We start from the raw sequence: 19,451 nt of genomic DNA, 5'->3' as shown, positions 1-19,451 counted from the left end.
GACATGCCCGAACTCGGCGCGCTCGGCCAGGCTCAGGCCGCTTCCCTCGCAGGCCTCGCGCCGGTCACTCGGCAATCAGGGCAATGGACCGGCCGCGCATTCATCCGCGGCGGACGGGCCAATCTCCGACAGGCACTCTACATGCCTGCTCTCCTCGCCATGCGCTTCAATCCTGATCTCAAGGCCAAGTACGATCAGCTCACAGCGGCAGGCAAACCCTTCAAGGTCGCAATCACCGCCATCATGAGGAGGCTTATCCTCCTCGCAAACGCTTTACTCAGGGATGGTCGAAACTGGACCCAATCCCTTCCTTGACCAACACGGATACTCCAGGAGGCCCGATCACCACCAGATCATTGGAGTCTTGGTCAGCAATTCCTGACCGGTCTCGGTTATGATGAAGTTCTGCTCGAAAGCCGCCGAGCCCCCCTCCGGATCGCTCAGGAAGAACTCCGACGATACCACCATGCCAGCTTGGTAGGGCGTATCGACCAGCTGGATTTCGGGATCGAGCGTTTCGGCCTCTTTCGCGAAAACCGGCACGGGAAACTGCCAGAATGTTCCGGTGCCATGGCCGTAGATCGGCCATTGGCCCAGCCCCTGTTCGGAATCGAAGAAGCCGACCTTTTGCGCCAGCTTGTCACCGGCTCTGCCAATATCGCGGGCGGTAAGGCCGGGCTTGTACATGGCTCGCACCTCTTCCACGACCATGGCACAATCCTCGATCACCCGCTTCTGTGCCGCGCTCGGCTTGTTGCCGCACACCGCCGTTCGACCGGGATCGATCCAATAGCCGTGCATGATCGGGCCGTAGACCCAACCGCGGACGATATCGCCGTTCTGCGGGCGGCTTTTCGAAAAGCTGTAGAACGGATCGCTCCACATCTGCGCGCGAGACGCTGGCCCGTGGTTCACCGAAACGCGGTGGAATCCGCCACCGGCCCGCATGATGATACCGGCCGCGCGTGCCGCCGCCTCGGTTTCCATCTCGCCACCGATCAATGCCTCCATCATCGCACCAAGTGCCTTGCCGGCGACTTCGCCGGCTTCGCGATAGGCGTCGAGCTCGGCCGGCGATTTGATCAGCTGCGGCCGGTACAGCAGATGGTCGCAAGGCGTCCATCGGATCTCGGGAGCGGCTGCGATCATCAACCGGTGGAAATCCACCGGCAGAGTGTCGTCACCGACGTAGCAGATGTTCTCGGTGAGGCCGAGTCCGCGGACCCGCTGCGCAACTCCGGCGGCGAGATTGTCGTGCTGATGCTTCTCGCCGCAGGCAACCGTCCCGTCAGGAATGCCGGCGAGCGACTCGATCGTATGCAGTTCCGGCTCGTACCCTGGCCGCATCAGGACGGCGGCGAACGACGACCCTACGTTCCAACCGAAGTTCGGCTCCTGGCCCGAGGCATGGGTGGCATAGTCGGTGAGCCAGAGAACATTGCCGGCGCGATCATAACCGCCGCCGCTGCGCGACCAGATGACGGCGGCTTCAAAGCCGAGCCGCTTCATCTCGGCATGGACTTTTTTCCAACGGGCCTCGTATTCGTCACGGGTGAAGCGGATCATGTCTGTTTTCTGTCCTCTGAGACGTTGCATGGAAACCTGTGCTGCCCGCGGCCGTGTCCGGGCGCGACGCGATCAGACGTCGGGCAAGATCGCTTTTTGGTGCGGCAAGCAGGATCGGGGTGGGTGCGTGCTCGACGATCACACCCTGATCGAGCACGTAGATGCGGTCGGAGATGCTGCCGACGACGCCCAGATCGTGGGAAATGACGAGCAGCGATACGCCCTCTTGTTCGGTGAGATCACGCAGCAGTTCGATGACCACGGCCTGGACCGACACATCGAGTGCCGAGGTTGCCTCATCGCAGATGATCAGATCCGGGCCGCAGGCCAGCGCCTGGGCAATCGCGGCGCGTTGCAGTTCGCCACCGGAAAGCTGTGCGGGATAGGCATCGGCCGCCTCGGCCGGCAGACGAACACGTTCCAGCAGGTGAAGGAGTTGGGGCCGGCCGGCCTGTCCGGCCCGGCCGGGATCGCAGAGCATGCGCATGGCGCGCTCCAGCGTCGCACCGATGGTGAATTGCGGATTGAATGACACATAGGGGTTTTGCAGCACCATCTGCACCGCCCGAAGCTGATCGCGCGTGCGCCGGGAGACCCGTGGCGAAAGCGAAGTGCCGTTCAGGCGGATATCACCCGCTTCACGATCGACAAGCCCGGCGACGCAACGGCCGAGCGTGGTCTTGCCGCTTCCCGATTGGCCCAAGAGCGCAACGCGCTCGCCTCGATGGATCGTCAGCGAGACGTCTTTCAAAACCCTCTGGCCACGATAGGCGACCGTCAGGTCGCGGATGTCGAGCACTGGATTTTCGCAAGCTGTGTCGTCCTTCCTCTCTCCGACCGGGACCGGATCGGCGATCGTGGCCTCGGCATGAAAAGGGCAGCTCACCCAGTGCTCAGGCCCGGCCTTTTGGGGCAGGGGGGTCTCGGCGCGACACTCGTCACGGGCTTGCGGACAGCGCGGCGAGAAAAGGCAGCCACCTCTGCGGCGGTTGGGCGGGGGCGCGCTGCCATGCATGCCGCGCGGCCGGAAGCCTGGGCGCGCCACCGCCCCGATCAAGCCGCGGGTGTAGGGATGCGCGGGCACTTTCAGCAGGGCCCTCGTCGGCCCTTGCTCCACCACCCGCCCGGCATAGAGCACGAGCGTGGCGCCGCAGAGTTCTTCGACAACCTCCAGGTCGTGGCTGATCACCACCACCGCGACGCCGGTGCGCGCGCGCAGGCGTCCCACCTCATCGAGAATGCGCTTCTGGGTGATCATGTCGAGCCCGGTCGTGGGCTCGTCCAGCACCAGGACCCTCGGCTCGGCCGCCATGGCGGCCGCGATGGCAAGGCGCTGCTGCTGGCCGCCCGACAATTGATGCGGATAACGCTTCAGGAACGCGGAGTCCGAGGGCAGGTCGACGAGACCCATGGCTCTTGCAATGCTGTCGGGACCGTAGCGTTCGGGCGCATGGATGCGCAGCATCTCGGCCACGATGTCGCCAGCGCGCATCGACGGGTTGAGAGCGCTCGGGGCGTCTTGCGGCACATAGGCGATCTGCCGCCCGCGCAGCGCGGCCACCTCTTTGGGGTTGGCGGCGAGGATGTCGCGGCCAGCGATTTCGACCCGGCCACTAGCGATCCTGATGCCCGGGCCGGTATGGCCGACGAGGGCCATCGCCAGCGTCGTCTTGCCGCTGCCGGATTCGCCGACGATGCCAAGGGAGCCTCCGGGGGGGAGTGCGAACCCCACGTTTTCGACAATGGCGGACCCGTTGACAAGGCCGATCGACAGATCGTGAACCGCCAAGGCCGCCCCGTGCCGGGTGTGATCCAGCGCCTTCATGCGTCATTCTCCGGCAATTCGGCACCGTAGCGACGCCCGGAGGTCCTGGGCCACGCGTCGAACATCAGGTTCACGCCAACTGTCAGCAGGGCGATCATCGCTGCTGGCGCGAGCACTGCCCAGGGCTGCAGTGCCAGCCCGTTGCGGTTTTCGGCCGCCATCAGGCCCCAGTCGGCTGTAGGCGGGCGCAGCCCCACGCCGAGAAAGCTGGCGCTCGTGATGAGCAGGATCGAGACCGTGATCCTCAGGCCCAGGTCAGCCAGCATCGTCGCGCGGATATTGGGCAGCAGTTCGCGCCACATGATCGACCAGGTGCTTTCACCGCGCAGGCGGGCCGCGTCGACATAGCCGCTGGTCGCCACCTCGCTTGCCGCGGCGCGTACGAGGCGCGTGACCCAGGGCACCTGGCTCGCCGCCACCGCGATCACCGCCGCGGTGACACCCCCAGCGGTCGAGGCCGCCAGGAGGAGAACCAGCAACAACGGCGGAAAGGCCAGCAGGCAGTCGAAGAGCCAGAGAGCCGATGCGCTCAGTGCCCGGCTGTGCAATGCCGTGAACAGCCCAACGGGCGCGCCCACGGCATAGACGAGCGCCGTGGTGGCCGTGACCAGAAGCAGGATGGTGAACCCGCCATTCATCAATCGGGTCAGCACGTCGCGGCCATAGCCGTCGAGGCCCAGTGGATGCCCCGGTGTCGGCATCATGAACGGTCGCCCGACGATTTCGGTCGAACCGCTGAAGAAAACGGGGCCGAACAATGCAATCGCGACGACTCCGAGCACGATGCCTGTTCCGACAACGCCGCTTGGGCTCAATTCCCTTAAACGCATTCTCAGAACCTCAAAGTTCGCAGCTTGGGCGTCACCAGGATGATCAGCGTGTCGGTCAGCAGCATGACCAGCGCGTAGATCACGGTGATCGTGGCGACGAGGCCAAGCACGACATTCAAGTCGCGTTGCTGGGTGGCTTCGACCGCGAGCGTTCCGATGCCAGGGAACTGGAACACGTTCTCGACCACGATGATGCCGCCCAGGAGGTAGAGCAGGGTGAGCGAGATGACCTGGATGCCCGGCGCGAGACAGTTGCGCAGCGCGTATTTCCAGACGATACGGCCCTCGGGAATCCCGTTGAGCCGCGCGGTCAGGACCACTCGCCCGCTCATCGCTTCCGCCACGTTGGCGCGGATGATCCGTGCCGGATAGCCCAGATTGGTGATGACCAGTGTGAGGCATGGCAGTACAAGAACCGCAGGGTTGCTCCATGGACCTTGCGCCGCATCGAAGAGCGCGATGGGCGGGAACAGATGCCATTTGACGCCAAGCCAATAGGCCAGCAGCGTCCCCAGGAAGAACTCCGGCATCGACAGCAGGACCAGCGAGATGACCGACAGGCTGCGATCCATGCCTCCGCCGGCCAGCGCGCCGGCAAGGGCGCCGGTCGCCACGGCGAGCGGCACCAAGAGCGTCGCCGCAATGCCCGCCAGGATCAGGCTGTTTCGCAGCCGGGGCGTGATGATCTCGGAAACCGGCCTCGGCGAAGTGAGCGCCGGCCCCAGATCGCCCTGCACCGCCTTCAGCCCCCAGCGAAGGAAGCGCTGGGCGACGGGATCGTTGAGGTTGAGACGTTCGCGCACCTCGGCCAGCCTCTCGGGACTGGCCGAGCGCCCGGAGACGAAATTGGCTGCGTCGCCGGGCAGCAGGGTTACGGCAATGAAGGTCGCCAGGCAGACCACGAAGACGAGGCCGGCCCCGGAAATGGACCGGGTCAACAGGAACCGGCTTATCGTGTTGGCGCCAAAGGTCGGTTTCAGGCTCATCATGCGATCCCGCTCTCCCTGCGATCAGTGCTTGATCCAGAGATTGCCCAGACCGGACGGCAGGAAGCCGACTTCGGCGCCAGCCAGCCCCTCATAACCTCCGACGCTGTCGCTGAACGCCGTGACCGGGGTCTGGATGCCCCAGACGATGTATCCGCCATCGTCCCAGAGCGAGCGTTGCAAGGCCGCGAACTGGCCGTTTCGGGCGTTGGGGTCGAGCTCTGCCTCGGCTTTGGCGAAGGCCGCGTCAAAGGCTGGTTTCTTGTTCGCCGTCTCGTTGGCATAAGAGGCCTGAAGCAACCCGGTACGGGCCATTTCCTGGAAGGAAACGCCCTTCCATTCAGTCGTTCCGAATGGCACCTGGAGATAGACCGACTGGGTGTTGTAAAGGTCGGCGGGACTGATCTGTCGGATCGAGATGTCGATCCCCGCCTTCTTGGCGCTTTCCTTGAACACCGTCGCGCATTCCAGCATGCCCACGACCGGGGCGGTCACAAGCTCTACCTCGAGCTCGCCGACACCGGCCTTGTCGAGCAGCTTGCGTGCGCCTTCCGGATCGTATTCCCGCTGCGGAATGTCGCGGGCGTAGGAGGGATGGGAGGGGCCGAAGAGGTCGTTCCCCACGGTGCCACGACCATCGAGCGCCACTTCGACACATTTCTTGCGATCGATGGCCAGGCGCAGCGCCTGGCGCACTTCGACCTTGTCGAAGGGCGGCTTGTCCTGGCGCATGTAAAAGGCCGGGGCGGTGGAGCCACTGCCATAGACGACGGAATATCCGGACGCCCCTTCAAGCTGCGCCGCGAAATAGGGCGGGACATTCACGGCAAGATCGATCTGGCCCGAGAGAAGCGCGTTGATCCGAGCGTTATCGTCGTCGATCTCGATCATGTCGAGCTTGTCCAGCGCCACCGGACTTCCCCAATAGGCCTCGTTTCGGGCCAGTTCCGTGCGGACGCCGGGAACCCAGTTGACGATCTTGTAAGGCCCGGTTCCGATTGCCGTCGTTGAGAAATCGGTGGTCCCGTCCTTGATGATCGACGCACTTGCATCCGAGACGACACGGTCGAACTCGGCATTGGGGGCATTCAAGACGAATTCGACCGTCAGGTCGTCCACGACCCGGCTTTTTTCGAGGTCGATCATCGAAAAGTTCGCGCCAGCGAAATAGCCGCGCGCCACCGCGGATTTGAACGAGTAAAGCACGTCCCTGGCAGTCAGCGGCGTGCCGTCGTGGAACTTGACCCCAGGGCGCAATTTCACTGTCCAGACGCTCGCATCCGCGTTCGGCGCGATCGCTTGCGCCAACATCAATTCGGGCTTGCCGTTCTCGTTGATCTTCGTCAGGCGGTCGAACACGGCCGAGATCCGCGCCAATTCCATAATGGTCAGCCAGGTGGTTGGATCGAGCTTGTCCGCCGCCCCACCGCCCACCCATGCCGCGCGTAATGTACCCCCTACCTGTGGCGTCTCGGCACTCACCGCCTGCGGTCCAGCGACCATCAGACCGGCGCCGAGGCAAACCGCAAAAGCGGGCATCCAGCCTCGTTTCTCTCGAAATCGCGCGAACATGCGATCCGACATGCGGACCTTGTTTGTGCTCTTCATCACATCGTGCTCCCCTGCTGCGCTTCTGCGCAGTCGTTAAATTAACACTTGTTACCCTTACAATCGTTAGGTTATATGTCAAGCGTCAAAAACCAACCGGGGGGAAGATCACGTGGGACGACCGCCAGACCCGAAAAACCGTGCAGCCTTGTTGCAAAGGATCATCGACAACCTTGCGCAAACAGGATTGGGCAGCCTTTCCTTACGCTCGCTTGCGAAGGACCTGGGCGTCACGCCTCCAACGCTGTTGCACCATTTCGGCTCGAAAGAGGGGATGATCAGCGAAGTGCTCAACACGCTTGAGCGCGAGCAGATGGGGCCGGTTGAAATCCTGGACCAGGACGGAGCCACGCTTGAGGATTTCGTTCTGCGCCTTTGGGAGATCCAGTCGGAGGAGGCAGAGCTCGCCAGAGTGCGGCTCCAGCTGGAAGCGATCGCCATCGCGGCCACCGATGTCGGGCTGCCCGGCCCGGTGCGCGCGAAAATCATGGAGGCATGGGTCAACTACATCGCCCGAAGTCTCGAAAGGCAGGGCTATGACCGCAAGGAAGCCTTGGCCCATGCCTCGCTGATCCATTCGGCGATCACCGGGCTGCTGCTCGACCTGATTGCCACTGGAGACAAGGAACGGACCGGCTCGGCGGCGATCGAACTCGGCAGGCTGGCGCGATCCCTGGATCGTAGGAAGATGGCCCCGGACACGACCGGGCCGACACACGATCCTGCGGGGCGCCCGAAAGCGTGATACAGCCATGGACGGCATGGAACTAGACGCATCTCCCTGAAGCCGCCGGTCATCCCAGCCGGCCTAACTCTTTGTCGTGCGCAATTCCGGACGGAAAACCGTTGGACTGCTCCACCTGTCCATTGCGCTTCCTCTTCAAGGCGGTGACCTCGATGACGCGGATGCCGGCGGCCCTGGCTTGCGAGACCATGTTTGCCGTGCCCCCGCCCACCAAGGACGGCGACGACCAGATCCGGCGCGCCTTCATCGATCATTTGTCTGTGCCTTATCGGTCCAGCCGCCCTGCCATGGGTTTCCAGTCGGCGGGAAATTCGGCGAACCGATCGCCCACGATCAGTTGCCCATTCGCCCGCGAGCCTGTCGGCGCCCTGGGCACAGCCATGAATGACCATGGATATGCCGGCTTCATCGCGGTCAATCCGATCCAGCTCCCGGAACGACCAATTGCGATCGACGAAATCCCGACCGCTGCACACCAGAACAGGCATCGGGCGCCTCTCTTTCCAACGATCGGTTTTACTTCCCCGGGAAGCGGGTCAGCTATCATGCCAGCCGTTGCGGCAACAAGGCTGCCTGGCCGGCGCAAGCAACAGGCCGGGATTGCGCGATCCGTGCGGTCACCGCAGGCTTTTTGGATCTTCAGGAGCAAATCGGTGAGAATCAGAAAGCCTGGATCATGTCTATTCCCGCGTTACGTGTACAAGGTTGCATGCATCATCGAATGCCTGTCGATACAGACCGTAGTCAGCATTGCGATGACGTTGGCAACTCCTGGATTGATAACTGTGATATGACAGAAGGGCGTCCATTAATTCTTAATTATGCTGTTATTTATACATTGCGTGGCGCGGTCTAGGCTCAAGATTGACGCAGATCGAATAGCCGGGTGAGGGGCAAGATGAAGGGCATGGTATTCACGGAATTGCTGGGTTTCGTGGAGCAGACCTACGGAGCGGATGCGGTGGATGACCTCATCGAGGCTTCCGATCTGCCGAGTGGCGGCGCCTACACTGCCGTGGGTACTTATGACCACAAGGAGATGCAATCTCTCGTCACCACATTGTCCGCGCAGAGCCACACGCCGCCAAACGAGTTGCTGGGTCTGTTCGGCCAACACTTGATCGGACGTTTCAAGGCTTCCTTCCCTGATTTCTTCAGGACGGCAGCCACTCTGTTCGATTTCCTCGAAAGCATCGACAGGCACATCCATGTGGAGGTGCGAAAACTCTACCCCGATGCCGAGCTGCCCGAATTCCAGGCCGAGCGCCTCGGTGATGGGGCAATGCATCTCGACTACCGCAGCAGCCGTCCCTTCGAGGCTCTTGCCTCCGGCCTCATTCTTGGCGCGGCTCAAATCTATGGCGAGACCGTGCGGATAGAGCGAAGCGCGCACGAAGACTGTGGCGACAAGTTCGTTCGTTTCTCGATCCAGAAGACAGGTGCGATAGCCTAGATGCTGTCGGAAACCGATCCCACCGGCGACCGCGTTGCGCGTCTCGAACGGCGTCTGCAACGCGAACGGCGAGCACGTGAAGAGGCGGAATGGCTGCTCGAGGCGAAGTCACTCGAACTGTATAACGCCAACAGCCACCTGACGGTGCTGGCCAACGACCTGGAAATGCGCGTCCTCGACCGCACGCACGAACTGGAGGCCTCGCGCCAGCAGGCCATGTTCCTGGCGGAGCGCGATCCTCTGACAACGCTCGCCAACCGGTTCAGTTTCGCTCGCGACCTCGACGCGGCCATCCGTGCGGCGCAGCTTCAGGGCGGGTCGGTACAGCTTCTGTTTGTAGACCTCGACCGGTTCAAGGAGATCAACGACAATTACGGTCACGCTGTCGGAGATGCGGTGCTGCTGGGGGTTGCGGACCGGTTGCGTGCAATCTGCGGGGGGCAGGAACTGGCCGGCCGGCTGGGTGGTGACGAATTCGGCGTCATCTGCGTGACGCCGGTTCACAGCGAGCGTGCCCGCGAGATCGCGACCAAGGTCATGGAGGCCATGGGCAAGCCCATCGATTGCGGTCGCCTGCAGTTGATCGTCAGTTGTTCGGTCGGCATTGCCAGCTTCCCCCGCGACGCGGCGGATTCGCCAACGCTGCAGCGATTTGCCGACATAGCCTTGTACCGCTCCAAGTCGGCGGGGCGTTCGACATGGACCGAATTCGACGACACGATGGCGGCCGAGCTTGAGAGCCGCCAGGGCCTGGAAGCGGAATTGCGCAACGCGGTGGCGGCGGGAGAGATCGAGCCCTGGTATCAGCCGATCATCTCCACCCAGAGCAACTCGGTCGTTGGGGTGGAAGCGCTCGCACGATGGCAGCATGCCGAGCGCGGGCTCATCCTGCCCGGGCTGTTTATCCCTCTGGCCGAGGAGAGTTCACTGATCGTCGAACTCGGCCAGGCGATGATCGATCGCTGTTGCCGGGAGATGTACCCGCTGATCCGCGAAGGTCATCTCGATTATGTGTCGATCAATCTGTCGACGCGCCACCTGCGGTCCCCTTCGGTGGTCGAGCAGATCGCCAGGACGCTGGCCCGTTATCGTTTTCCGCCTTCCGCGCTTCAACTCGAAATCACGGAAAGCCTGCTGCTCATCGATTTCGATCAGGCCGAGGAGCGCCTTTCGCATTTTCGCGCGCTCGGCATCCGAATTGCCCTCGACGATTTTGGAGCGGGTTATTCGAGCCTTTCATACATCAGGCGATTGCCGTTGGACGTCATCAAGATCGATCGCTCTTTCGCCCGGGACATCAGCGCCGACCGGCAGGCCGAAGCCGTGGTCAAGGCAATCGTTCAACTCGCACAGGCCCTGGAACTGCATATCGTCGCCGAAGGGATCGAGACCGAGAGCCAGGCGCTCAGGCTGACCAGTTGCGGCTGTTTCGTGCAGCAGGGATATCTGTTTGGCCAGCCGATGCCGCTGAATGAAATCACTCAATACCTTCTGGCCGGCGATCTTGAGGGCGGTGCAAATCCGACGCATTTCGCCCAAAGGGTGCTGGCGTCCAGGGCCTGAAACATCGCGTGTCGTTACAAGACTGGAGGTCAGGGAGGCTGTCCCCGCGGCGTTCTTCCGCCCCGAGGCCGGAGCCTCTCCAAGGCTGCGCAGGCTACGCCTTGGGCGCCGAAGCGGCGAAGTTGCTGCTGCTTCGCGGTCATCAACCTGTCGTGATGTGAAGATGAATCGGGCCAGGACAGCAAGGATTTTTAATGGTTTTTCACTATCACGGGTTGCAGGTGAAAATCTCTAAATGACATGGTTGTATTCTCGAGTGGACTATGGCGGTACTTGGCGCGCTTCCTGCTGATGTTGAATGCAGACCAATCCGCGAAGACGATTGGGAAGGCGTCATCGATTGCCTGCGCCGGGGCTTTCCGACGCGCAGCCGGGACTATTGGGCACGGGCGCTGGCCCGCCAGTCGCGGCGGCCCGCCGTCGACGACCTGCCGCGATACGGCATTGCGCTGGCAAAGGCGGGCCAAGTCGTCGGCGTGTTGCTGAGCCTCTACACGCGCTACCAGGGCGAGGGCGGCGATGAAATCCGCTGCAACCTTTCAAGCTGGTCGGTCGACACGGAATTCCGCCCCTACGCCACCAAGATGATCGCGATGGTGCTCAAGCGGAAGGATGTAACCTATGTCAACATTTCTCCGGCGCCGTCGACGGTGAAGCTCAACAAGGCATTCGGCTTCAAGCTTTTTTCGCATGGACAGTTTGCCTTCCTGCCCGCCTTGAATCCGGTGAAGGGTTCTTGGCGCGTGCTGGAGGCCCGCGCCGACCTCTTCGAAATGGCGATGCTGTCCGAGGCGGAGCGATACATGCTGCTGGAGCATGCCGCGCTAGGCTGCCTGTCGTTGATCTGCATCCGCGACGGTGCGGCGTTTCCGCTGGTGCTGATGCGGCGACGGATCGTGCACCACTTCATCCCGTCGTGCCAGGTCGTCTATTGCCGTTCGCTCTCGGATCTCGCTGAATGCGCCGGCGCCGTGGGGCGCTACCTGTTGCGGCGCGGAATCCTGCTTTGCGCGGTCGACGCCAACGAGCCGGTCGCGGGCCTGGTCGGGCACTATTTCGCGAAGAAGGGCGTGAAGTATTTCAAAGGGCCGAAGCCTCCCTCGCTTGGAGACCTGACCTTCACGGAGCTTGTGGTGTTCGGTCCCTGACCGGCGCCAAAGCTTCCGCTCTCTCCGCCGCCAGTTCGCGCCAGCGTGTTCCCAGCGACACACCGACGAGCAGCAGGCAAAAGCCGAGCGCAAGGGGCGAGTAGAAGGCCTCTTCCTGCAGCACGGCATTGGCCGAGATGGTGACGATGCCGACGAAGCCGAACAGGAAATCCGGGTCGCCTGTATCGATCAGCTGCCGGCGCACCGCCACCGCGAGCGCCACCAGGAAGCCGAAGAAGACCAAGCTGCCGATTCCCATCTGGTAGAGCATGACGCCAACCGCGCTCTCGACGGGCACCGAGGCTGCGCCGGCTGCCTGCGCGTCGGCCCAGTCGAGATTGATCGATGTGCTCGACAGATTGCCGCCAAGCCCCAATCCCTGCCCAAGCGGATTGCTCAGGAAGTCGCGCATGCCGGCGGCGAGGCCGAGCACGTGGTAGTCGCCATGCGTCGCACCATAGGCGATTGCCGCCATCGTCCAGGTCGTGGCCAGGGCAACCACGCCGGCGAGCGTCAGGTTGGCGCGCGAGGGGCCGTAGACCAGGCGCGCGCCGAGCGCGACAAGCAGCATGAAGGTCGCGCCCTTGGACCCAATGACCAGTAACAGCGGCAAGGCCGCGATCGGCACCAGCCAGCGCCCCTTGAACAGCAGCCAGGCCGCCATGATGCTCAGCCCATAGGCATAGCTGATCGGATGGAAGTTTGGCCCGCCTATGCGGAAGATGCTGGGCAGGATGTCGTTGAACATCGGTGTGTTGAAGAAGGTCGTCGTCATCACGTCCTGCAGGCCCCGGAACACGAAGCCGGTTTCCTGCAGCGCCTTTTCCCAGACGCCGGTTTCGATCTGCCTGGCAATGTCGCGCTCGATGTAGAGGTCGCCATGGAACAGGCCAAGGAAATCCATGGTGAAGATCAGCTCGACATAGCCATAGATGACCGCGCCTGCGCAGAGCCACAGCATGCTCTTGCGCAGGTCGACCGGATAGAGGCTGGCGGCCAGGACCGCGATGTGGAAGCAGGCGAGCGGCGTGATCGTGTTGCGGAAATAGACGACCGCGTCCTTGGCGCCGCCATGTACGGCGCCCAGGGCGAAATAAAAGCAGATCGTTCCGCACAAAACGATGCTCAGCAACAGCCATGGGCGCAGTTCGGTCAGGCCGCGCACGCGGTGCTGGAACGACGCCGCGAAGAAGATGCAGAAGGCGGTCATCAGAATGACGAAGTTGGTGCCGCGCAAGGCGTCGAACGTGTTGTTGTCGGGGATGTAGGGTGTGAACCACGCGACCACGAGGTTCTGGTAGAGAAAGGCGCAGATGATCACGACAGGAATGCCCGCGGGCACGGCATTTGAAACGATCAGCGTCAATATGAAGGTCGCGACAACCCCGAACGGCGTCCAGACCGCGAAGGACGAAACCGACAGGCCAACAACCATCAGCGCCACGCAGACATGCAGCAGCGCCTCGACCGTTGGCGCACCCGGGTCGCGCAGACTGATCGTCTGATATGCCCCGGTAATGCTCATGGCAGGCCCTCGCCACCGAGCAGGGCTGCGATCATCGCGCTGTCGAACCCGTCGACGCTCTGCCTGCTTTTGATGATGCCGAAACCCTGGTCGAGTTCCCAATAGGTCCAGCCGACATTGCTTGCTTCGGCCGCCTTGCGGACAGTGCGGACCCAGGTTGTGCGGCTTTCTGGATCGACGCAGAAATTGAGCACGCCGAACTCGTTCAGCATGACCGGGCAGTCATGCTCCGTGGACCAGCGGGCAAGCCCGGCAAAATCCGAAGCGATCCGCGCCGCTGTCCAGGGGGCCGACAGTTCGTCCTCCACCAGGGATGCGGCCTCGTCGTCGCCTGCCGTCCGCAGCCTGGAGACAAGGTCGCGCACCCCTGGCGTGTCCTTTGTCGCGGGGAAGGGCAGGTTGGCGATGCGAGCCAGGGGCGACGCATCCCAGTTCTCGCATTGATGGGTGAACGCCATCGGCGCGTAATAGTGGATGGCCGCGATCTGGTTGTCGTCGGCGAGCGGCGGCGCATCGAGCAATTCCCATATGCCCTGAAAACGCGCCGGACCCCAGACCAGCGTATGATCAGGGCATCTGGCGCGCAGGGTCTCGGCCAGTTGCTGCCGCAGCGCCAGCCATGCGGCCTGCTCCATGGGCGGCTCGTTCAGCAGTTCCGGAAAGACCGAGCTTGCCGGGAGATCGGCAATGACGGGACGCAGCGCCGTCCAGGCTTGCACGACCTGCTTGGCCGCGCTTGCCGGATCGGACTTGAAGGCGGCGTGGAGATCGGCGGAAGGATGCATGTCCACGAGCACGGCGAAGCCATGCCCGACAAGCTCAGCGATCCCCTCATGAATGCGGTTCAGCGTCGCCGTGCCACCGGTCGAGACGAGATCGCCGTTCACCGGCAGCCGGATCGTTTTGAAACCGGATTGGCGCAGCTTTTCCAGGGTTGCCGTGGCGGGCGCTGTTCCGTCTTCGCGCTCGAACCACAGTGGAAGATTGAAGCCGCGTGACGGAACGGCGCGCGCCGCCGGCAGCATGGCCGAGGCAGGGAAGGGCAGGGCGGCGAGCAGGGCTCCGCCTGCAAATGTCAGCGCGGTTCGCCGGGACAGCAGCGGCGGCCACTCGACCATCCGCATGGATCAGGTCCTTGCACCGGAGCTGCGGCGCCATTGGCCGACCTGGGCTGGGGCATCGTGCATCGACCTCGCCTCGGTTGGCGCCGTTCTGTCGGCATCGATCACCAGGGTGGCGCTGCGGCCGATCTGGCCGATGCCAAGATGTCGCTCGAGCAGTTCGGCGGCTTGCGACGCAGGCTCGGATGGGCGCAACGCCAGCAGCACGAGATCCGCCCGGGCGAACAGTTCCGGCGTCCAGCCGTTTTCGCTGAAGGACGGGGCGATCACGACAACGAAATCAAATGCGGTCCCGGCCTCGGCCAGGATGCCGCGAACGGTGTGGAGCCCGCTGGCTTCCGGATTCTTCTGCGCCGCGGAGCTGCAGACGATCGTGCGCAGGCCGCTCGCCGCATCGACGAACAGTCCGGGCCGGTCCGGCTGGCCGTCAATGTCGATCACAAGCACACTCTGGTCGGCGTGCTGCAGGCCGATCCCGACCATCGCGCCGGCAAGCCTTGCCTCGACACTGCTCTGCGTCGAGGAAACAAGCAGCACGAACGGCATGGGATGGTCGTTCAGATGCAGGATGATCTGCCGCATCAGCTTGAGGACATCTCGCGAAAGCGTTTCGCTGCTGTCCTGAAACAGCGCTGTCCGCATCGCCCTGATGCTTGAATGCACTCCGCCGGCGACCCCGGGCAGGCGGTACTTTCCGAAATTTGCGGGCACCGGCACTGCTCGCGATGTAACGGGTGCGGTGTTTTCCCTTGGCTTGATCGCCGGGACGACCTGTTCGGGCGTGCCTTGCGGAATCTTGATGCTCGAATGCGTCCCGCCGGCGACGCCCGGCAGGCGATATTCTCCGAAATTGGCGGGAACCGGCACGGCCCGGGACACGGGGTGCGCGGTGTTTTCCATTGGCTCTATCGCAGGCGCGATTTCTTCGCTGGGGATTTGCGGGTCCTCTTCCGGACGACGCACCGGTCCGAACGCCAAGGCGAGACCACATCCGGCCATGAGGCCCAGCACGGCGCCCACCGGCAGGAGCAGGGCCGGCTTCGGCCAGGTCGGCTGCACCGGTGGCATGGCGGCGCTGATGGTGCGTGCCTCGGACGTCTGGACGCCCTGCATCTGCGACGTCTCCTGCGCGCGCTTGAGAAAGTCGTCGAGCACGGCGCGGGCGGCCTGCGCCTTGGAATCGAGTTGCCGCAGTTGCACCTGCGCGACGCTCTGGTCGGTGGACTGCTGACGCAAGGCGTTGAGCTTGGCCTGCAGCTTCCCGACATTTTGCGCGGCCAGGTCATAGCTCGCCTTCAGCTGTTGCCTGATGCGCTCGGCCTCGGCGGCCATCAGCCGGCTCATGCGGTCCATTTCGGACTTGAGCCGGGCGATTGCCGGGTGGCGCGGCCCGTACATGGTTTCGAGATTGGCGAGCTCGGTGGCGCGCTGGTTGTAGTCGTCGCGCAATTTGACGGCCGAGTTGGAGAAAAGGATTTCCGAGAGCTTGGCGAGGCCCGCCGGCGACGTGCCCGCCGCCACTGCCTGATTGTATCTGTCCTTGGCCTGGTCGGCATCGCCCTGAGCGGTGATCAGCTGCGCGGTAAGCTGGTCGAGCTGTGACTGCAGCGTGCCGCCATCGGTCGAATTGACGATGTTGTGCTGCGTCTTGAAATCCTCGACCGCGTGCTCGGCATCGCTGACGTTCTTCTGCAGGCCCGTGATCCTGTCATTGAGCAGGGAATTCACATCGCTGTTGGCGGTTTCCCGTTCTCCGGAAAGGCCCGCCTTGTAGCGGTCGACGATGGCGTTGGCGATGCGGGCAGCCTTGTCCGGGGACGGCGACGCGACACTGATGTTGATGACGTAGGTGAGCCCTTCGCGGTCGACCGTCACGGCTTTTTGAAAGCGCCTGAAGGCCGCGTCCCGCGAGGCAGCAGCCGGGCTCGACCCGAATATGGAGAAAAGACGCGATACGAGGCCGCGACCTGAAAATTCAGGGTCGTTCAGCAAGCCCTCGCTGTCGAACACGGCGCCCAGCAGGTCCTGCGATTCAATGACGAAGACCTGGCTTGCTATGGCGGCGCTGTCGGAGCCGATCCCAGGCAGGACATTGTTGAAGTTGGTGGCGCGCGAGTCGCGCGGGTCGATCAAGATCGAGGCGGTTGCCGTATAGCTCGGACTTGTCACGGCAAGATAGGCGAGCGTCAGCAGCAAGGCGGCGCCGGCGATGGCAAGCACCATCAAGCGACGTCCCCAAAGGATCGCCCATACCATGCCTATGTCAAACAAAGGCGGCAGAGTGCGATCGTCGATCCTGGCTGGCCTCATCATCTTTCCTCAGCAGAGCCACAGCATCCCAACGTCACTCTACACCCCCACCATCGGCGATTATTGTTAGTCTTCCGTTAAGGTTACCCGCTTGTTTCACAGAAAATGCATGGGAGCATCGGTAACCATGCGAAGCGTTCGTGCTGGCGCGATTACAAATTTTTGTACTATTTAGGGACAGGTTTCAGCGTCGGTTCGCCTACCGCGGGGGTAAGGCCATCGCCGATCGCTATGGGAGCCGGCCTTGGATCAAGACATGGACAATGGCAAAGCCGCTGGGAGCGCCGCAGTCGGCATGCGCATGTCTATCGGGGCGCTTGCCAGGAGCGGCGCGGTCGCCGGGGTCATCAAGCTCGCCAGTGCCGGTCTCTCCTTCCTCATGTTCGTGGCCGTGGCGATGGTGATGGACGAAAGGCAGTTCGGCCTTTTCAGCGCAACCTTTGCCGGCGCCAGCCTTGTGTCCTTCTTCGCCTCGGTCGGCCAGCAGAGCACCGTATTGCGGTTCTGGCCACAATATGTCGGGCTCGACGACCACAACTCGGCGCATGGCCTGATGGCCCGCGCCATTCTCGTGGCGCTGGCCGGCCTCTTCGTCTCCAGCCTGCTCATCTTCCTGGTCGGGTTCCTGCCGTTCATCGGCCAGGGAACGCCGGAATGGTTCTCGCTGTGCCTGGCTGCGGCTATCTTGTCCTTCGCGCTCGGCTGGTCGGAATTCACGTCGGGCGCCTTCCGGGCCAAGAACGCGCTGATATTCGGTCTGCTGCCGCGTGACATCATATGGCGTGCGTTGACGATAGCCGCCGTTGTCGTCTGCCATTTCATGCATGTCGAGATGGGCGCGGTCACGGCGACGCATCTGACGGCCTGGCTGCTCATCCTGTCGGTCGTTCCGCAAACCGTGCTTCTGATGCGCGACACGGCGCGCGCTGATCGAGGCCCGCTTACGCAAGACCAGAAGCGGGAATTCAACACGGTGACGCTTGGCCTGTGGGGCGTCACCTCGCTGCCGCCGGCGCTCGGCCAGGTCAGCACCTTGCTCGTCGCCGCGATTCTGGGTCCGGCGCCGGCCGGCGCGATCTTCGTGGCGGACCGCACCACGCGGTTCGTGACGCTTGCGCTCAACGGCATCAACCAGGCGCTGGCGCCGCAGATATCGAGCGCCTTCTACAGTGGCGACAGGGCGCATGTTCAGCGCATCACCAGCCTCGCGGCACTTGGCGGCTTTGCCATCGCGCTCTGCGTCGCGCTGGCGTTCTGGATGTTCGGCGGCTTCATCCTGTCCATCTTCAATCCGGCCTATGACACGCCCACCATGCGGGCGACGCTCGTCATCTTCGGCATCGGCGCGGCGTTCGGCACCGCCTGTGGCCCCATCGAAATCCTGCTGCAATTGACCGGCCTGCAGCATGCGCTGCTCAAGCTGCTGGTGATCGTCAATGTCCTGGGTCTCGCGGCTACGGCCGTGACGACCTATTACTTCGGCCCCGTCGGCGCGGCGGTCAGCATCGCCGGAACGGTCATTGCCTGGACCGCCACGGCCGTGTCGATCGCCCGACGCAGGATAGGCATAAACCCATCCATCTTCGGCTTCACGATGGGGCATGGAATACATGTTCCGCGCGTGGTGCTGCGGGGCCGCACGTGAAGATCGTCCAGGTCCAGACCCAGGCCGAGGCAGCCGGCGCGCAGCGCGTCTCCGACATGGTGGGTGAGGGATTGCGGGCGCGCGGACACGATGTGCGCACCGTCTTCATGTACCGCAAGACGGACGCCTTCGACCACGACACAACAGCGGATTTCATCCTGACCGAGCGTCCCGGCGGATTGCCGGGGCAGATCCGGGCAGCCATCGGCCTGGCGCGCTATCTGCGCAAGGCGCGGCCGGACGCCGTCATCACCTACCAGCACTATGGCAACATCTTCGGCACGATCGGCGCGCGGCTGGCCGGCGTCAGGCACATCGTCGCCAACCAGAGCGGCCAACCCCACACCGGCGGGGTCATGGGCCTGCTTTCCCAGGTCGACAAGCTGATGGGCGTGGTCGGCCTCTACGAGACGAATGTCGTCAACTCAGCCTGGACCGAACAGCAATTCGACCACTATCCGCAAGCCTATCGGCGCCGCATCCGGCGCATCGATCATGGCGTTCCCGTGCCGACCGGAGAGTTCGACAAGGCGGCGGCGCGCAATGCCTTCGGCTTGCCGGAGAATGTCTGGCTCGCGGTCTCGTCCGGTCGGCTGACACAGATGAAGAACCAGATCGCGCTCGTCGGCGCGCTCGAACACCTGCCCGATGTCCATGTGGCGCTCGCCGGTGTCGGGCCGGAGCAGGACACGCTTGTCGCCTTCGCCGAAAGCCGGGGCGTGGCTGATCGATTGCATCTGGTCGGCGAGGTGCCGCCAACGCGCATCTTCGAATTCCTGGCGGCAGGCGATGCCTACGCATTTCCATCCATGATGGAAACCTTTGGCCTTGCCTGCGTGGAGGCGGCGATTTCCGGTCTGCCGATCGTGACGGGCAACCTTCCCGTCATGCGGGAGGTGCTGACCACCGAGGACGGCGAGCCGGCGGCGATCTTCGTCGAGGCCGACGCCAAGGGCATGGCCAGGGGGCTGGCCGAGATGATCGCCAGACCGGAAGCCATGGCCAGGCTTTCGGCGGCGGGACGCCGGCTCAGGGACAAATATTCGCTGGCAAAGATGTGCGCCGGTTACGAGAAACTGCTAGAGCCTATTCCATCCCGATAGAATCGGGATGGGGCTCCACCTCT

At 63.3% G+C, this 19,451-nt stretch carries 15 protein-coding genes and 1 pseudogene; 7 read left to right on the top strand and 9 right to left on the bottom strand.

Annotated elements, in window-relative coordinates; genetic code table 11:
- On the top strand, positions 1–315 hold a 315-nt coding region (locus ABVQ20_RS37645; protein ID WP_354464876.1), incomplete at its 5' end, for a transposase.
- Positions 316–342: 27 nt separating this feature from the next.
- On the opposite strand, the gene ABVQ20_RS37640 is transcribed toward ABVQ20_RS37645, so the two are convergent.
- From ABVQ20_RS37640 to ABVQ20_RS37620, 5 genes are read right to left on the bottom strand one after another with little or no spacing between them, the layout of a single operon-like run.
- A complete protein-coding gene (locus ABVQ20_RS37640; RefSeq protein ID WP_354464875.1) occupies positions 343–1,566 on the bottom strand; it encodes a M24 family metallopeptidase in 1,224 nt (407 codons plus the stop codon).
- Positions 1,547–3,391, bottom strand: a complete 1,845-nt coding sequence (locus ABVQ20_RS37635; RefSeq protein ID WP_354464874.1) for an ABC transporter ATP-binding protein — start codon at positions 3,389–3,391, stop codon at positions 1,547–1,549. The genes ABVQ20_RS37640 and ABVQ20_RS37635 overlap by 20 nt, the downstream gene beginning before the upstream one ends.
- Positions 3,388–4,173 (bottom strand): ABC transporter permease, encoded by a 786-nt coding sequence (locus ABVQ20_RS37630; protein WP_354464873.1) that lies wholly within the window; start codon positions 4,171–4,173, stop codon positions 3,388–3,390. The genes ABVQ20_RS37635 and ABVQ20_RS37630 overlap by 4 nt, the downstream gene beginning before the upstream one ends.
- 50 nt (positions 4,174–4,223) lie before the next feature.
- Positions 4,224–5,210, bottom strand: coding sequence for an ABC transporter permease (locus ABVQ20_RS37625; protein WP_354464872.1), 987 nt, complete (start codon positions 5,208–5,210; stop codon positions 4,224–4,226).
- Positions 5,211–5,231: 21 nt separating this feature from the next.
- On the bottom strand, positions 5,232–6,815 hold the full coding sequence (locus tag ABVQ20_RS37620; RefSeq protein ID WP_354464871.1) for an ABC transporter substrate-binding protein: 1,584 nt from the start codon (positions 6,813–6,815) through the stop codon (positions 5,232–5,234).
- Positions 6,816–6,927: 112 nt separating this feature from the next.
- Between ABVQ20_RS37620 and ABVQ20_RS37615 the strand changes: the two are divergent.
- Positions 6,928–7,092, top strand: a pseudogene (locus ABVQ20_RS37615) (TetR/AcrR family transcriptional regulator); the annotation flags it as partial.
- Positions 7,093–7,349: 257 nt separating this feature from the next.
- On the opposite strand, the gene ABVQ20_RS37610 reads toward ABVQ20_RS37615, so the two are convergent.
- Positions 7,350–8,048 (bottom strand): SLOG family protein, encoded by a 699-nt coding sequence (locus ABVQ20_RS37610; protein ID WP_354464870.1) that lies wholly within the window; start codon positions 8,046–8,048, stop codon positions 7,350–7,352.
- A gap of 410 nt (positions 8,049–8,458) precedes the next feature.
- On the opposite strand from ABVQ20_RS37610, the gene ABVQ20_RS37605 reads away from it, so the two are divergent.
- The 3 genes from ABVQ20_RS37605 to ABVQ20_RS37595 all read left to right on the top strand — a co-directional run bounded on the left by ABVQ20_RS37605 (position 8,459) and on the right by ABVQ20_RS37595 (position 11,724).
- Positions 8,459–9,013 (top strand): heme NO-binding domain-containing protein, encoded by a 555-nt coding sequence (locus ABVQ20_RS37605; RefSeq protein ID WP_354464869.1) that lies wholly within the window; start codon positions 8,459–8,461, stop codon positions 9,011–9,013.
- Positions 9,014–10,576: a putative bifunctional diguanylate cyclase/phosphodiesterase gene (locus tag ABVQ20_RS37600; RefSeq protein WP_354464868.1), complete on the top strand. Its 1,563-nt coding sequence runs from the start codon at positions 9,014–9,016 to the stop codon at positions 10,574–10,576.
- Positions 10,577–10,839: 263 nt separating this feature from the next.
- Positions 10,840–11,724, top strand: a complete 885-nt coding sequence (locus tag ABVQ20_RS37595) for a GNAT family N-acetyltransferase (RefSeq protein WP_354464867.1) — start codon at positions 10,840–10,842, stop codon at positions 11,722–11,724.
- Here the strand turns inward: ABVQ20_RS37595 and ABVQ20_RS37590 are convergent.
- From ABVQ20_RS37590 to ABVQ20_RS37580, 3 genes are read right to left on the bottom strand one after another with little or no spacing between them, the layout of a single operon-like run.
- Entirely contained in the window at positions 11,696–13,249 is a 1,554-nt protein-coding gene (locus ABVQ20_RS37590; RefSeq protein ID WP_354464866.1) for a hypothetical protein, read from the bottom strand. The genes ABVQ20_RS37595 and ABVQ20_RS37590 overlap by 29 nt on opposite strands.
- Positions 13,246–14,373 (bottom strand): glycoside hydrolase family 5 protein, encoded by a 1,128-nt coding sequence (locus ABVQ20_RS37585; protein WP_354464865.1) that lies wholly within the window; start codon positions 14,371–14,373, stop codon positions 13,246–13,248. The genes ABVQ20_RS37590 and ABVQ20_RS37585 overlap by 4 nt, the downstream gene beginning before the upstream one ends.
- A 3-nt stretch (positions 14,374–14,376) precedes the next feature.
- Entirely contained in the window at positions 14,377–16,626 is a 2,250-nt protein-coding gene (locus tag ABVQ20_RS37580; RefSeq protein ID WP_354464880.1) for a Wzz/FepE/Etk N-terminal domain-containing protein, read from the bottom strand.
- A 310-nt stretch (positions 16,627–16,936) separates the two neighbouring features.
- On the opposite strand from ABVQ20_RS37580, the gene ABVQ20_RS37575 reads away from it, so the two are divergent.
- Together ABVQ20_RS37575 and ABVQ20_RS37570 are read left to right on the top strand one after the other, a co-directional pair.
- A complete protein-coding gene (locus tag ABVQ20_RS37575; protein WP_354464864.1) occupies positions 16,937–18,325 on the top strand; it encodes a lipopolysaccharide biosynthesis protein in 1,389 nt (462 codons plus the stop codon).
- Complete coding sequence (locus ABVQ20_RS37570) at positions 18,322–19,428, top strand: glycosyltransferase family 4 protein (protein ID WP_354464863.1); 1,107 nt, start codon at positions 18,322–18,324, stop codon at positions 19,426–19,428. Before ABVQ20_RS37575 ends, ABVQ20_RS37570 begins: the two co-directional genes overlap by 4 nt.
- The last annotated feature ends 23 nt before the right edge of the window (positions 19,429–19,451 follow it).

It is taken from the genome of Mesorhizobium shangrilense (assembly GCF_040537815.1).
GTDB lineage: Bacteria > Pseudomonadota > Alphaproteobacteria > Rhizobiales > Rhizobiaceae > Mesorhizobium > Mesorhizobium shangrilense.
This window is presented reverse-complemented; position numbering and strand designations above follow the sequence as displayed.

What these genes read in the sequence shown, in the direction of transcription:
- ABVQ20_RS37605 (WP_354464869.1), top strand. Translation starts at nt 8,459, where the DNA reads ATGAAGGGCATGGTATTCACGGAATTGCTGGGTTTCGTGGAGCAGACC.
- ABVQ20_RS37575 (WP_354464864.1), top strand. Translation starts at nt 16,937, where the DNA reads ATGGACAATGGCAAAGCCGCTGGGAGCGCCGCAGTCGGCATGCGCATG.
- ABVQ20_RS37590 (WP_354464866.1), bottom strand. Translation starts at nt 13,249, where the DNA reads ATGAGCATTACCGGGGCATATCAGACGATCAGTCTGCGCGACCCGGGT.
- ABVQ20_RS37600 (WP_354464868.1), top strand. Translation starts at nt 9,014, where the DNA reads ATGCTGTCGGAAACCGATCCCACCGGCGACCGCGTTGCGCGTCTCGAA.
- ABVQ20_RS37580 (WP_354464880.1), bottom strand. Translation starts at nt 16,626, where the DNA reads ATGGTATGGGCGATCCTTTGGGGACGTCGCTTGATGGTGCTTGCCATC.
- ABVQ20_RS37625 (WP_354464872.1), bottom strand. Translation starts at nt 5,210, where the DNA reads ATGATGAGCCTGAAACCGACCTTTGGCGCCAACACGATAAGCCGGTTC.
- ABVQ20_RS37635 (WP_354464874.1), bottom strand. Translation starts at nt 3,391, where the DNA reads ATGAAGGCGCTGGATCACACCCGGCACGGGGCGGCCTTGGCGGTTCAC.
- ABVQ20_RS37620 (WP_354464871.1), bottom strand. Translation starts at nt 6,815, where the DNA reads ATGAAGAGCACAAACAAGGTCCGCATGTCGGATCGCATGTTCGCGCGA.
- ABVQ20_RS37595 (WP_354464867.1), top strand. Translation starts at nt 10,840, where the DNA reads ATGGCGGTACTTGGCGCGCTTCCTGCTGATGTTGAATGCAGACCAATC.
- ABVQ20_RS37610 (WP_354464870.1), bottom strand. Translation starts at nt 8,048, where the DNA reads ATGCCTGTTCTGGTGTGCAGCGGTCGGGATTTCGTCGATCGCAATTGG.
- ABVQ20_RS37640 (WP_354464875.1), bottom strand. Translation starts at nt 1,566, where the DNA reads ATGATCCGCTTCACCCGTGACGAATACGAGGCCCGTTGGAAAAAAGTC.
- ABVQ20_RS37585 (WP_354464865.1), bottom strand. Translation starts at nt 14,373, where the DNA reads ATGCGGATGGTCGAGTGGCCGCCGCTGCTGTCCCGGCGAACCGCGCTG.